Origin of the sequence: Microbacterium sp. VKM Ac-2923 (genome assembly GCF_022815605.1) — a bacterium.
Taxonomy (GTDB): domain Bacteria; phylum Actinomycetota; class Actinomycetes; order Actinomycetales; family Microbacteriaceae; genus Microbacterium.
The window spans coordinates 246183-259029 of the sequence record NZ_JALGRP010000001.1; the positions used below are offsets into that span (position 1 = coordinate 246183).

Genomic DNA, 12847 nt, shown 5'->3' on the forward strand with positions numbered 1-12847 from the left:
CGGGTCCCTTCGCTGTCGCGGCGTACGCTGGGACGATGACTCCATCCGCGTCGTTCGTCGTCCGCCCCGCCGGGACCGCCGACGTCCGTCGCATCCACGAGTTGCTCGAGCCCTTCGTGCAGAAACGCATCCTGCTCGGCAAGGATCTCGTGGTGCTCTACGGCTCGGTACAGCAGTTCGTCGTGGCCGAGGTCGACGGGGTCGTGGTCGGGTGCGGCGCACTGCACATCATGTGGGAAGACCTGGGCGAGATCCGAACGCTCATCGTCCACGATGACTGGCTGCACCTCGGGGTCGGACGTGCCGTCGTCGAGACGCTCGAGCAGCGTGCACGGGAGCTGGGCGTCTCCCGCTTGTTCTGCCTCACGTTCGAGGTGGACTTCTTCACGCGCCGTGGGTTCTCGGAGATCGGCGAGCAGGTGGTGCCGCCCGACGTGTACTCGCAGTTGGTTCGTAGCCCCGACGAGGGCGTCGCCGAGTTCCTCGACCTCGCGCACGTGAAGCCCAACACGCTCGGCAACACGCGGATGCTCAAGAACCTCTGAACGTCACCGGGTCGCTCGGCCCCGGCTCGCGGTGCCTCGAGCAGCTGATTCCGAGCGTGCCGTGGAGAGTGGTCACAGTCGGGACGCCTACCCTGGATCCATGACCGATGCCCCCCGTAGGCGGAGGCAGTCCCCGGCGGTCTACCGTCGACGTCGTCTCGCGGCGGGGCTTCTCGCCCTGATCGTGATCGGCCTCGTCGTGTGGCTCGTCGCGGCTCCGCCCTGGCGTGTCACCCCGACCGCCGCCCTCACACCCGCCCCCTCCGCGAGCGTTCCTTCTGCGGGCACGCCCTCCGCGTCGACGGCGACGGCCGCCACACCGGCGGCTTCCGCGGAGCCGACGGCGACACCGACGCCGAGCGCGCCGACGGGTCCTGTCGAATGCACGGCCGGGACCATCACCGTCGAGGCACTGTCGGACAGGGCGGAGTACGCACAGGGCGAGAACCCGCAGCTGTCGATCCGTCTGACGAACACATCGACGAACCCGTGCACGATGAACGTCGGCACGAGCGCGCAGTCCTTCACGGTGACCAGCGGCTCCGATGTGTGGTGGCGCTCGACTGACTGCCAATCGGAGCCGAGCGACATGGAGGTGACGCTCGCCGCGGGGCAGGCGGTCACGAGTTCCGCGCCACTGACGTGGGATCGGACGCGCTCGTCGGTCAGCTCGTGCGACGGCGAACGACCGTACGCACCGGGCGGCGGGTCGACCTACCACCTGAGCGTATCGATAGGCGGCATCCCGTCGGCCGGCACTGCCTCGTTCGTCCTGCAGTGACGCGAGGTCGTCTCGATGGAGGCGGGTGACAGGTTGCAGGCGCCTGTCAGCGGAGCCGCGGTCCGGGTGCGGGACCGGGGGAGGAGATACGGCGAGCGGAGGATCCTCTCGCGCCGGCGGCTCCTCCCTGCGCCGTATCTCCTCCGCCGGCACGGTGCGCGCGTGTGGCGTGAACTGCGGCGCGACGGCCGGCATGGCGCGGCGGGTAGCCGTTCGGCGTCGGCGCGGATGGGTACGCGGACAGTCGCGGCTTACCGGATGGTGTGAGGCTGCGGAGAGGCCCCAAGTGCCGCCCCTGCGATGCTGCCGGCAGCCGCGGGGCAAACGGATGGCAGGGTTGCGGGCCCCGGGCGGTGCGGGGCCGCGGATAGGCTCGGGGGATGGCCGCAGGCAGGAAGCGCAAGGGGAAGAAGCTCGACGTGGACTTCAAGAACACCGCCCTCACCGATGCCCTGCAGACTCAGGACATGGCCGCCGTCGCCTTCGCCCTCCGGCACGGGCCGACCGTGGTCCCGCTCATGGCCCCGGGCGACGCCGACAACCCCCTCAGCGTCGGTGAAGTCTGGACCTATCGCGATCCCGCCAGCGGCGACGTCGCCCTTCTCCTTTTCAGCGACGCCGCGCACAAGCCCGAGACGTTGCCCCCGCACGTGGCGCTGCAGTCGCCGCAGTGGCTTCGGGCGTTCCTCGGCGCGCATCAGGATGCCATCACCACGGTCTTCATCGACATCGCCGGGCCGCATCCCATCCAGGCCTCACCGGTCGATCTGATCGCCGCACTCGACGTCTGATCGAGCGCGTCGCCACCGCGACGACGAGTCTTCGCCGGACGGATCGGCGGGTGCGAGGCGTCGGCTATCGGGGCAGCGGGTGAAGGTTCGAACTCGCGCGGGTGAAGCCCTCGTGTAAGACTCGGGGCATGGAGTACCTGATCGCCGGTGCCGTGTGCGCCGCCGGACTTGTCATCCCCGCTGTTCTGGGCATGACCTCGCCGCACCGTCGCCGGCGGGCCGCTCCTCCCGGGCGGTGACTTCCTGGCGGTGTTGCTTCGCCGCCCGGCACGCACTCGCTGCCAGCACGAGGTTGGGCTGCAGGCTCCGCTGATCCGCAGGCGGCGCTGGCGCCGGCTGTGCGCGCTGCGCCAACCCAGCAGGTGCCGCCAACCGCAGCACTGCGCTGACTCGCAGGCACCGCTGACACCTCCAGCGCCGACCCGCGGCCTCACGCTGACTCGCAGACAGCCCTAGCGCCGACCGCGGCCTCACGCTGACCCGCAGACAGCGCTAGCGCGGACCGCGGCCCTACGCTGACCCGCGCCTGCGGGGCCCGGCTACGGCGGTGCCGAGAGACGCCATGCTCGACCGACCGATCTCGGTCAGCCGGGCTCAGAACTCCGGCTGGCTCTCATCGCGGGGCATGCCCCGCACCTGCAACTCGTTGAGCGCCTGGGCGAGCTTGCGCGACGAGGAATCGAGCACGGTGTGGTAGCCGAGGCGCCTGGCCTCGGACGCGCGCTGAGCGGCCTGGGTGACGTTGCGGATCTCGCCGGTGAGCGTGAGCTCGCCGATGGCGGCGAGTCGCTTCGACACTTTGCGGTTCTTCACGGCGTTGGCCACCGCGATGGCGATCGCGAGGTCTGCGGCGGGCTCGACCAGGCGCACGCCGCCGACGGTCGAGACGTAGACGTCGCGATCGGAGAGCGTGAGCCCCATGCGACTCTCGAGCACCGCCAGCACCATCGCCACCCGCGAGGAGTCGACGCCGTTCACGATGCGCCGCGGATTGGGGGCGGTCTGGCGCACGGCGAGGGCCTGGATCTCGACCGGCAGGGCGCGCCGCCCTTCCATCGCGATGGTGACGCAGGTGCCCGGCTCGGGCTCGCCGTGGCCGAGGAACAGTGCGCTCGGGTCGGCGACTTCGGCGATGCCGGTGCCGGTCATGTCGAAGCAGCCGACCTCGTCGGTCGGGCCGAAGCGGTTCTTGAGCGCGCGGACGAACCGCAGGGAGGTCTGCCGGTCGCCCTCGAAATGACACACCACGTCGACGAGGTGCTCGAGGATGCGGGGTCCGGCGATGGACCCGTCTTTCGTGACGTGCCCGACGAGGATGATAGGCAGTCCTCGTTCTTTCGCGACCCGGATGAGGGCGGAGGCCACCTCTCGCACCTGGGCCGGCTGGCCCGCGGCGCCGTCGCTGTGAGCCGACGACACCGTCTGCACGGAGTCGACGATGAGCAGCCCCGGCTCGACCTGATCGATGTGGCCGAGGATGGTGGCGAGGTCGGTCTCGGCGGCGAGGAACAGCTCGTCGTGCAGAGCGCCCGTGCGCTCGGCACGCAGACGCACCTGGGCCGCGGACTCCTCGCCGCTGGCGTAGAGCACGCGGCGCCCTGCGCGGGCGCTCTGCGCGGCGACCTCGAGGAGGAGGGTCGACTTGCCGACGCCGGGCTCGCCGCTCAACAGGATGGCCGCACCCGGCACGATCCCCCCGCCCAGCACGCGGTCGAATTCGCCCACGCCACTGGTGCGTCGAGGGGCGTCTTGCGTGTCGATCTCGGTGATGCGCCGGGCGGCGCGCGCCGCCCCGGGGACCACCGGCGTCAGGGAGCGGACGATTCCCGTCTGCTCGGCCGCCTCGACCACGGTGCCCCAGGATTGACACTCGCCACAGCGACCGACCCACTTCAGCGTCGTCCACCCGCACTCGGTGCAGCGATAAGGAGCGGGGGCTGCAGCGGGTCGTCGGGATGCCATGAGTTCAGGCTACGCGGGGCCTCCGACATCGCCGTCGAGCTCGCGGCATCCGGGTACCGCATCCCGCCGCCATCACCGCCGACGAACAATGTTCGCGGCGAGACACGTCGCGTCAAGGCGTTTCTGCGCGCCGATGACGCTTCTCGCAGGGCCGACCGCGTTTCTCCGCGCAGAGCCGATGGCGTTTCACGCGCGACTCCCGATCAGGACTGCGAAGAGGAGGACGACCTCAGCTGCGCAGCGAGTCGGCGACCTCGGTGAGCGCGTCGGCGGAGCGGCGCAGCAGCGCCACCTCGCCGTCGGAGAACGGCGTGCCGGCGACGGGGACCGCTCCGGCCGCGCTGACGATCGACGGCACCGACAGGGCCATGCCGTCGACTCCGTGGAAGTCCTGCAGCACGGTGCTGACGGGGAGGATCGCGTGCTCGTCGCGCAGGATCGCCTCGACGATGCGCGCGCTCGACAGACCGATGGCGTAGTTGGTCGCGCCCTTGCCCTTGATCACCTTGTACGCGGCGTCGCGCACGTCGACGGCGATGGCATCCAGTTCGTCCTGGTCGAAACGGCTTCCGTCCGGCAGGTCGAACTCGGTGATGGGCACCGATCCGATCGTGGCGGTCGACCAGAGCGGGAACTCGGTGTCGCCGTGCTCGCCGACGATCCAGGCGTGGACGCTGGAGGTGGCGACGCCGGCGCGTTGCGCGATCTTCCAGCGCAGGCGCGAGGTGTCGAGCACCGTGCCCGACGCGAAGATCCGGCGGGCCGGCAAGCCCGTCGCCTCCTGCGCGAGCACCGTCAGCACATCGCAGGGGTTCGTCACGATCACGTAGACGGCGTTCGATGCGACCTCGAGCAGCTTCGGCAGCATGTCGCGGATGATGCGCGCGTTCGTCGCGGCGAGTTCGGTTCGGGTCTGGCCGGGGTTCTGCTTGGCGCCCGCCGTGATCACCACGACATGAGAGCCCGCGGCGACCGAGACGTCGCTGCCGCCGATGATGTCGCTGGAGCCGGTGAACTGCGTCCCGTGCGCGAGGTCGAGCACCTCCGCCTCGACCTTCTCGGTCGCGATGTCGTAGAGCGCGACGTGCCGCGCCGAGCCGCGGATGAGAGCCGCGTACGCGACGCTCGCCCCCACGCTTCCCGCACCCACGACCGTCAGCTTGGAGTTCTCGATCACGCTCATGGCTCGATCCTGGCAGCGGCCGTGGGCAGCCTCCAGCGCGGTCGTTCGACGGTGGACGAACGGATGCCGCGGGCGGATGGGTGGGCCGGGCGCGGGCCCGTGCGTAACTCCGGAGATCGAGCCGCCGGCCGCGGCCAGGGCTCGATCCAGCGCGGTCGCGGGGCCGAATCTCCGGAGTTCGGCACGTGCGCGGGCCCGGGACACCGCTCGCGGGCGCCGATTCGCGGCATCCGCGCATCTGTCGTAAGCTTTCCGGCGGTGACGTGTCCGAGCGGCCGAAGGTGCAACACTCGAAATGTTGTGTAGGTTCACCCCTACCGTGGGTTCAAATCCCACCGTCACCGCCACCACGAAGGCCCCGATCCTCACGGATGCGGGGCCTTCGTCGTATCGAACGACCACGCGCTCGGGGCGATCGAGCGGACGAAAGCCGCCGAGGATCAGGGCGGTCACGACGCGACCGAAGCCCCGCCACCAGTCGCGCCGTCTCTCCAACCGAGCGATGTAGTGGTCGTACGCATCGTGCGGTGACGACGCGGGAGTCTCCAGGGACGCGACTCTCGCTGTGCTGCCCAGGGACGTTGATCGACCTGTGACCACTCGCCGTCGTCGTTCGAGTGCGTCGCTATCGTGCTGATATGGGCAGGGAACACGAGTACGCGGGGCGCGAGCTCCTCCGCCCCGAGCAGTACGACGGCGAAGAGACCGTGGCGGTCTCCGCGTGGCCGGCGGCGAACGGGGAGCACCGACGCCGAAGCGAGAGGTTGGCGATCCTCGACGAGTGGATCGCCTTCTTCGGCACGCCCTCGCCGGTTCGTCATCTCTCTCTGACATGCCGGGTCACGGACGTCCTCCTCGGAGCGCTCGCGCCGCAGATCCAGCTGGAGTCGCTGGCCCTGAAATGGGGCCCGTATCGCGACCTCCGGGCGCTGGAGGAGATGGAGGATCTGCGCTGCCTGGAACTCGGCGGCGCGAGTGCGCTCGTGAATCTCTCGCCGCTGCGTCATCTCACCCAGCTCCGCAAGCTGGAGGTGTCCAACGCGCGCGCACTCACGGATTACGCGCCCCTCGCGGAGCTGTCGGAGTTGCGGTTCCTCAACGTGCACCGCGGTATCACCGGGGCACGCTCGAATGCCGACTCGCTCGACTTCGTCCGCGGGTTCGCCCATCTCGACGAACTGTGGTGGGACCCCCGCGTCACGAGCGCCGACTACTCGCCCCTGCTGCATCTGACATCCGCGAAGAAGGTCTCGGTGACGCCGATGAAAGGCATGACACCGGCTCATGTCGATCTCGAGTGGGCGCTGCCCGGCATGCGGGCGGTGCTCGAAGAACGCGCCGCGCACCGGATTCCGGTCATCTCGTCCACGGGCGAGGTCGCCGTCCTGACCACCGATGTCACGAGCCGGACGGTCTGGGTAGCGGCCGAGCCGACCGATGAGATCGACGAGGAGTGGCACTTTCCCCCCGGCCGCGAGGCGATCACGGCAGCCGTCAGCGGACGCACGATCCGAACGTTCGCTTCCACGGCGCGGACCCGGACGGAGAGGTTCTGGCTGCAGCTCGAGTCGCCGCAGACCTCGGACCAATCGCCGCCCCTCTCCGAGTCGGTCGTCGCGACCTTCCCCTTCTCGGGGGATGCGTCGGGCCCGATCCTGGTCTGGGACTCCGCTCTCCCGGCGTGCGAAGACATCGCGGACTTCTTCTCCGGGAACACGGATGCCTGGACCTACAGCCCGCCGCTCCGCCTCGACGCCACGCACGAGGCGGCCCTGCCGGACGACGAGTTCTGGGAACTCGTGGGCGCGTTCGGCGGTCGCGCCAATCTGATGTCCACGTACAAGGCTGTCGCAGCGCTCGCGACCAGGGGAGAGCAGGTCGCGCTCCGCTGGGCGCATGCGTTCAGCGACCATGCCCTGCGCGTGATGCCCCGCGTGGAGGCGCTCGCGGCGAAGGGTCATGTGCCACCGGACCGCATCTTCGAGGCCGTCGGGGCCATCGTGGTCGCGGGTCGGACGACGTACGGCGCCATCCTGGCCGACGCCGATTCGTTCGACCGAAGACTTCTGCGCGAGGCCGCGCTCGATGTGATCTTCACCGCACAGTTGGCGGTCCGGCGTCTTCGTCCCGAGGTCGAGTCCGTAACGACTCCGCTGTCGCTCCTCTGGGATTCCGGACCTGCGGCGCAGAAAACTCGACGACTTCTGACGGAACGGGACCCCTCCTTCACGCGGATGCACTGCGCCCGCGGCATCCTCCGGATCGACGGGCAGCTTCACGAACGCCTCGTGCTCGTCGATTGGGGAGACGAAACGGACGAGCACTCGACGACTCATGCGATCGCGGCGCTCAAATCGTTCGGTGGGCACCTCGTCGCCGGGCCGGAGTTCGCCGAGGGCGCGGTCAATCACCTCGCGAACGCCGGCGCCGTCTTCCACACGCGTCGACGCTCGAGCATGCCGGTCGCGGAATACCTCGCGATCTACGCCCCGGGGGATGGGGGATGACGGCTCCTCCCGCGACCGGGATCGTCTCCGCGCCCGCAGCACCCGTCTCATACAGTGGGCAGATGCCCCCGCGAAGGATCCGCCGATGCTGGTGACCGTGACGTACGAGCCCGACAACGGCTCGGAGACCGATGCCACCGTGCTGGGATACCTCCTGCACAAACACCCCGCCCGCGCGCAGACTTTCACCGCACCGGTCGGCGACATCCACGTATTCGCCCCGGAGGCCCGGCCCGAGCGGTGCACCTTCGCGATGCTGCTCGAGGTGGACCCCGTGGGCCTCGTCCGCAACAAGAGGTTCCGCGGCGACGCGGGCGCGCTCGACCACTACATCAACGACCGTCCCTACGTCGCCTCGAGCATGCTCGCGGTCGCGATCGGCGCGGTGTTCCGCACGGCGATGACCGGTCGCAGCGACTCCTACCCCGACCTCGCCGCGTCGCCGCTTCCGCTGCGCATCGAGATCCCCGTCGTCTCGGTGCGCGGCGACGACGACATGGTCGAGCGCCTGTTCGCTCCGTGCGGGTGGAGTGTCGCGCAGGAGCAGGTCCCCCTCGACCCGGCCTTTCCCGAGTGGGGTGACTCGCGCTTCCGTTCGGTCACGCTGAAGGGACGCGTGCGCTTGGCCGATGCTCTGCGCCAGCTCTATGTGCTGCTCCCCGTCCTCGACGATGCGAAGCACTACTGGGTCGGCGACGACGAGATCGCCAAGCTCGAACGCGCGGGCGAGGGCTGGCTGCCCGAACACCCCGAGCGGGAGCTCATCACGCGCCGGTACCTTCTGCATCACGGTTCGCTCGTCTCTCAGACCCTCGAAGCGGATCCCGAGGCCCCGGCGACACCGCTCCGGCAGTCGCGGGCGGACGCCGTCATCCGGGCGCTCGCCGACGTGGGGGCACGCAGCGTCGTGGACATGGGCTGCGGGCAGGGTGCTCTGCTCGCCCGGCTGACGACGGATCGCTCGTTCTCGAGGATCGTCGGCGTCGACGTCTCCGCGCGTTCGCTCGAGCATGCGGCGCGTGCGCTACGCCTCGAGAGAGCATCGGATGCCGAGCGGGAGCGCATCCAGCTGCTGCACGGTTCCGTCGTCTATCGCGACGACCGACTGCGCGGCATGGACGCGATGGTGCTGATGGAGGTCATCGAGCACGTCGAACCGTCGCGACTGCCCGCGCTCGAGGATGCGGTTCTCGCGGGCGCACGGCCCGCGACGATCGTGATGACCACACCGAACGCGGAGTACAACGCGCTCTACCCCGGGCTGCCGTCGGGTGCGCTCCGTCACGACGACCACCGGTTCGAGTGGACGCGCGCGCAGTTCCGGGAGTGGGTGGACGCAGCCGCCGCTCGGCACGGTTACGCGGCGGAGTACCGCCCGGTCGGGCCGGAGCACCCCGTTCATGGCTCGCCCACCCAACTGGCACTGCTTCGACGGGAGAGCGCCGCATGAGCGTGCTGGACATCCCCGAACGTTCCCTCGTCGTTCTCGTGGGGGCGTCGGGCTCGGGGAAATCGACCTTCGCCCGCGCGCATTTCGGGCCGTACGAGACGCTGTCGAGCGACGTCTTCCGCGGGCTCGTCGCCGGCGACGAGGCGGACCAGTCCGCGACTCCCGCTGCCTTCGACGCGCTGCAGTACGTGGCGGGCAAGCGCCTCGAAGCCGGTCTGCTGACCGTGATCGACGCCACCAGCGTCCAGCCCGAGTCCCGGCGCCGTCTGGTGGAGCTCGCCAAGGCGCACGATCTGCTGCCGGTGGCCATCGTCTTCGACCTCCCCGAGTCGACGTGCCTCTCTCGCAACGCCGAACGCACCGACCGTCTCATCCCACCCGCCGCCGTCAAGCGGCAGTCCGACCAGTTGCGCCGGGGGCTGCGGCACCTGGGGAAGGAGGGCTTCCGCAAGGTGCACATCCTGCGCACGCTCGACGAGGTCGCGACGGCCGAGATCGAGCGGACGCGCCTGCTCAACGACCGGTCCGACGAGCACGGCCCCTTCGACGCGATCGGCGACGTGCACGGTTGCCTGGGGGAGCTGCGGAGTCTGCTCGGGTGCCTGGGATACACCCTCGTCCACGACGACGAGGGACGTGCGGTGGATGCGGTGCACCCGGAGGGACGACGCGTCATCTTCCTCGGGGACCTGGTCGATCGCGGTCCCGACGTGGTCGGCGTCCTCCGTCTCGCGATGGGAATGGTGGCATCCGGATCCGCTCTGGCCGTACCCGGCAACCATGAGGCGAAGCTCGTCCGGGCGCTTCGGGGAGCGCGAGTGACGCCGACGCACGGTCTCGCCGAGACCCTCGCCCAGCTCGCCGGGGAGTCGGCGGAGTTCCGGGAGCGAGTGGCCGATTTCTGCTACGGCCTCGTCTCGCACCTCGTGCTCGACGAGGGGCGCCTGGTGGTGGCTCACGCCGGTCTCAAGGAGCAGTACCACGGTCGCGCCTCGGGACGCGTGCGCTCCTTCGCGCTGTACGGGGACACGACGGGGGAGACCGACGAGTTCGGCCTCCCCGTGCGCTATCCCTGGGCGGAGGATTACCGCGGCGCGGCCGTGGTGCTCTATGGTCACACGCCGGTCCCGTCGGTCGAATGGGTCAACAACACCGCGTGCCTGGACACGGGATGCGTGTTCGGTGGTGCGCTGAGCGCCATGCGTTACCCCGAGAGGGAGGTGGTCGCGGTTCCGGCCGAGCGAGTCTGGTACGAACCCGTGCGGCCCCTCGTCAGCGAGACTCCGCAGCGCGCTCCGGGGGCCCTTCACTTGGCCGACGTGCAGGGGAGGATGATCGTCGAGACGGGCATCATCGGGCGCGTCAGCATCAAGGAACAGCAGGCGGCGGGCGGACTCGAGACGATGAGCCGCTGGGCGGTCGACCCGCGATGGCTCACCTATCTCCCGCCCACGATGTCGCCGCCGGCGACGTCGACCAGGGAGGGCTTCCTCGAGCATCCCGACGAGGCCTTCGCCTCCTTCCGTGACCACGGCGTCACGGACGTGATCTGCGAGGAGAAGCACATGGGTTCCCGCGCCGTGGTGCTGGTGTCGCGTGATCCCGCCCGCTTCGACGCCCCCGAGGGCTGGCGGGGCGTCGTCCACACGCGCACAGGGCGGGCCTTCTTCCCCGCCGACGAGGAGGCGACGATGCTCGCCCGCCTCGACGATGCCCTCGAGCGCGCCGGGCTGTGGGACGAGCTCGGGGCGGACTGGATCCTCCTCGACGGCGAGATCGTTCCCTGGTCCGCCAAAGCCGGGCCGCTCATCCGCGACCTCTTCGCCTCGGTGGGCGCGGCCGGTGCGGCGGCCACGGGGGCCGCGGCACAGGTGCTGGCCGCCGCTCTGGCATCCGGAATCGACGTCACCGCTCTGGCCGAGCGGACCCGGGTGCGCGCGGACGACGTCGACCGCTTCCGCCAGGCGTACCGGCGGTACGTCGGCCCCGCCGATGAGGTGGGGTTCGCGCCGTTCCAGGTGCTCGCGGCGGGCCGCGACACCTTCGAACAGCGGGACCACGGCTGGCACCTCGCCGTCGCCGACCGGCTGGCGCAGGTGGCGCCCGACCTGGTGATGTCGACCGCTCGCATGAGGATCGATCTCGGCGACCCCGCATCGACCAATGCCGCGACGACGTGGTGGGAGCAGCTGACCGACGCCGGTGGGGAGGGGATGGTCGTCAAGCCGTTCGCGAATCTGACCCGCACGGCGAAGGGCCTCGTTCAGCCCGGGATCAAGGTGCGCGGTCGTGAGTACCTCCGCATCGTGTACGGGCCCGACTACACCACCCCCGCGAACATCGCGCGCCTGCGAGACCGCGACGTGGGCCGCAAGCGCTCCCTCGCGGCGCGGGAGTACGCGCTCGGGATCGAGGCCCTGCGTCGCGTGACCGCCGGGGAGCCGCTGTGGCGCGTGCACGAGGCCGTGTTCGGCGCGCTGGCGTTGGAGTCGGACCCGCTCGACCCTCGATTGTGAGCGGGCGGTACCGGCCTGTGCGTCGAGGGGTGCTCCCCTGGGCCAGGGGACCCCTCGATGAGGCTCCGACACCGGGTGGGCTATCCGTACCCCACTCCGCGGCGTACAGTCCGGACTATGGGCGATACGGAGAACGACGACGAGATCGCCGCTGAGAATTGGGACGACGAAGGCGGCCACTTGCTGACGCTGCGGAGTAGTGGTCTCGGGGCCCCGCGCAGGGGCGAACACTTCAAGCCGATCGACGGCGACGGCCAGCCGGGCGGTGACGAGGCCGCGCGGGAGTACGGGGCGGGCGTAAGCGCGACGGGTCCGATCCGGAGCCCGCCGCGGTCGCATGCACCTCGCCAGATCGCGCACTTCCCGCCCCTGTAATCGCTCGGTCGCCGGGATCGGATCCGTCGGGCGGGCGACCTCAGCCACCCGGTCCGGACGGATCGATCGGGGCACCGTCTCCGTTCTCGGGCAGGTCGCCGCGCTCGACCGGTTCGCGCGCCTCGGTCGGCGCGTCGGAGAACAGCGCCTCCAGCTCGCTCTCGGACGGGACGCGCACTGCTTCGGCGGCGGCACGGACGTCGTCCGCGGGGGTCCCGTTCAGCCCGATCACCCAGATGGTCGTGCCGTCGCGTGTGGCGAAGTACTCGTGCGCGTCGCCGCCTTCGCGATGCCACAGACCGGACTCCTCGGTGCAGGTGACCGCGGTGTCGGGCAGGTCCCACAGCGGTGTCGTCGCGCAGCCGGCCGCGTCGGGTTCTCCGGGCGAGGTGCGGATGGTGATTATGGCCGCGGTCTGTTCGTCAACCCACGTCGCCGACAGGCCGTCGTCGTTCGCCGGTCCGACCGACTGCGGTGCGAGGTCGTATCCCTCGACCTGGGTGGTGAAGACGAGCGCCGGGTCGATGTCGAGCAGGGCGGCCTTCTCGGCGATCGAGGCGCTGTCAGCCGGCGTCGGCGTTCCCCCGCAGGCCGTCGAGGTGAGGGCGACGACCGCTGCGAGCCCGACGAGGATCGGGGCACGTGAGGCGGGGCGCATGACAGCATCTTCGCCCAGTGCGCCCGTGCAGTCGATCCTCGCCCACCTGCGGCGATGTCGCGGGGCCGCGGTCGACGGC

10 protein-coding genes and 1 tRNA gene are annotated in these 12847 nt (G+C 70.3%); 8 read left to right on the forward strand and 3 right to left on the reverse strand.

What is annotated here, in order from left to right; translation table 11 throughout:
- Window positions 1-35: 35 nt before the first annotated feature.
- From MT347_RS01080 to MT347_RS01090, 3 genes are all read left to right on the forward strand, one after another.
- On the forward strand, window positions 36-545 hold the full coding sequence (locus MT347_RS01080; protein WP_243497231.1) for an amino-acid N-acetyltransferase: 510 nt from the start codon (window positions 36-38) through the stop codon (window positions 543-545).
- Window positions 546-645: 100 nt separating this feature from the next.
- A complete protein-coding gene (locus tag MT347_RS01085; protein WP_243497232.1) occupies window positions 646-1326 on the forward strand; it encodes a hypothetical protein in 681 nt (226 codons plus the stop codon).
- A 380-nt stretch (window positions 1327-1706) separates the two neighbouring features.
- Window positions 1707-2117, forward strand: coding sequence for a dehydrogenase (locus MT347_RS01090; protein WP_243497233.1), 411 nt, complete (start codon window positions 1707-1709; stop codon window positions 2115-2117).
- A 594-nt stretch (window positions 2118-2711) separates the two neighbouring features.
- Here the strand turns inward: MT347_RS01090 and radA are convergent.
- Complete coding sequence (gene radA, locus MT347_RS01095) at window positions 2712-4079, reverse strand: DNA repair protein RadA (RefSeq protein ID WP_243497234.1); 1368 nt, start codon at window positions 4077-4079, stop codon at window positions 2712-2714.
- Between the two features lie 229 nt (window positions 4080-4308).
- Complete coding sequence (locus tag MT347_RS01100) at window positions 4309-5262, reverse strand: L-lactate dehydrogenase (protein WP_243497235.1); 954 nt, start codon at window positions 5260-5262, stop codon at window positions 4309-4311.
- Window positions 5263-5519: 257 nt separating this feature from the next.
- On the opposite strand from MT347_RS01100, the gene MT347_RS01105 reads away from it, so the two are divergent.
- From MT347_RS01105 to MT347_RS01125, 5 genes are all read left to right on the forward strand, one after another.
- A tRNA-Ser gene (locus tag MT347_RS01105) sits at window positions 5520-5609 on the forward strand.
- Window positions 5610-5900: 291 nt separating this feature from the next.
- A complete protein-coding gene (locus MT347_RS01110; protein ID WP_243497236.1) occupies window positions 5901-7769 on the forward strand; it encodes a hypothetical protein in 1869 nt (622 codons plus the stop codon).
- A gap of 85 nt (window positions 7770-7854) precedes the next feature.
- The gene (locus tag MT347_RS01115) at window positions 7855-9219 is read left to right on the forward strand and encodes a 3' terminal RNA ribose 2'-O-methyltransferase Hen1 (protein WP_243497237.1); all 1365 of its coding nucleotides are present in this window, start codon (window positions 7855-7857) and stop codon (window positions 9217-9219) included.
- On the forward strand, window positions 9216-11735 hold the full coding sequence (locus MT347_RS01120) for a polynucleotide kinase-phosphatase (RefSeq protein WP_243497238.1): 2520 nt from the start codon (window positions 9216-9218) through the stop codon (window positions 11733-11735). The genes MT347_RS01115 and MT347_RS01120 overlap by 4 nt, the downstream gene beginning before the upstream one ends.
- A 117-nt stretch (window positions 11736-11852) precedes the next feature.
- Window positions 11853-12110 (forward strand): hypothetical protein, encoded by a 258-nt coding sequence (locus MT347_RS01125; RefSeq protein ID WP_243497239.1) that lies wholly within the window; start codon window positions 11853-11855, stop codon window positions 12108-12110.
- A gap of 40 nt (window positions 12111-12150) precedes the next feature.
- On the opposite strand, the gene MT347_RS01130 is transcribed toward MT347_RS01125, so the two are convergent.
- Window positions 12151-12768 carry a hypothetical protein gene (locus tag MT347_RS01130; protein ID WP_243497240.1) on the reverse strand — a complete coding sequence of 206 codons (618 nt, stop codon included), beginning with the start codon at window positions 12766-12768 and terminating at the stop codon, window positions 12151-12153.
- Window positions 12769-12847: the final 79 nt, after the last annotated feature.

What these genes read in the sequence shown, in the direction of transcription:
- MT347_RS01080 (WP_243497231.1), top strand. Translation starts at nt 36, where the DNA reads ATGACTCCATCCGCGTCGTTCGTCGTCCGCCCCGCCGGGACCGCCGAC.
- MT347_RS01085 (WP_243497232.1), top strand. Translation starts at nt 646, where the DNA reads ATGACCGATGCCCCCCGTAGGCGGAGGCAGTCCCCGGCGGTCTACCGT.
- MT347_RS01090 (WP_243497233.1), top strand. Translation starts at nt 1,707, where the DNA reads ATGGCCGCAGGCAGGAAGCGCAAGGGGAAGAAGCTCGACGTGGACTTC.
- radA (WP_243497234.1), bottom strand. Translation starts at nt 4,079, where the DNA reads ATGGCATCCCGACGACCCGCTGCAGCCCCCGCTCCTTATCGCTGCACC.
- MT347_RS01100 (WP_243497235.1), bottom strand. Translation starts at nt 5,262, where the DNA reads ATGAGCGTGATCGAGAACTCCAAGCTGACGGTCGTGGGTGCGGGAAGC.
- MT347_RS01110 (WP_243497236.1), top strand. Translation starts at nt 5,901, where the DNA reads ATGGGCAGGGAACACGAGTACGCGGGGCGCGAGCTCCTCCGCCCCGAG.
- MT347_RS01115 (WP_243497237.1), top strand. Translation starts at nt 7,855, where the DNA reads ATGCTGGTGACCGTGACGTACGAGCCCGACAACGGCTCGGAGACCGAT.
- MT347_RS01120 (WP_243497238.1), top strand. Translation starts at nt 9,216, where the DNA reads ATGAGCGTGCTGGACATCCCCGAACGTTCCCTCGTCGTTCTCGTGGGG.
- MT347_RS01125 (WP_243497239.1), top strand. Translation starts at nt 11,853, where the DNA reads ATGGGCGATACGGAGAACGACGACGAGATCGCCGCTGAGAATTGGGAC.
- MT347_RS01130 (WP_243497240.1), bottom strand. Translation starts at nt 12,768, where the DNA reads ATGCGCCCCGCCTCACGTGCCCCGATCCTCGTCGGGCTCGCAGCGGTC.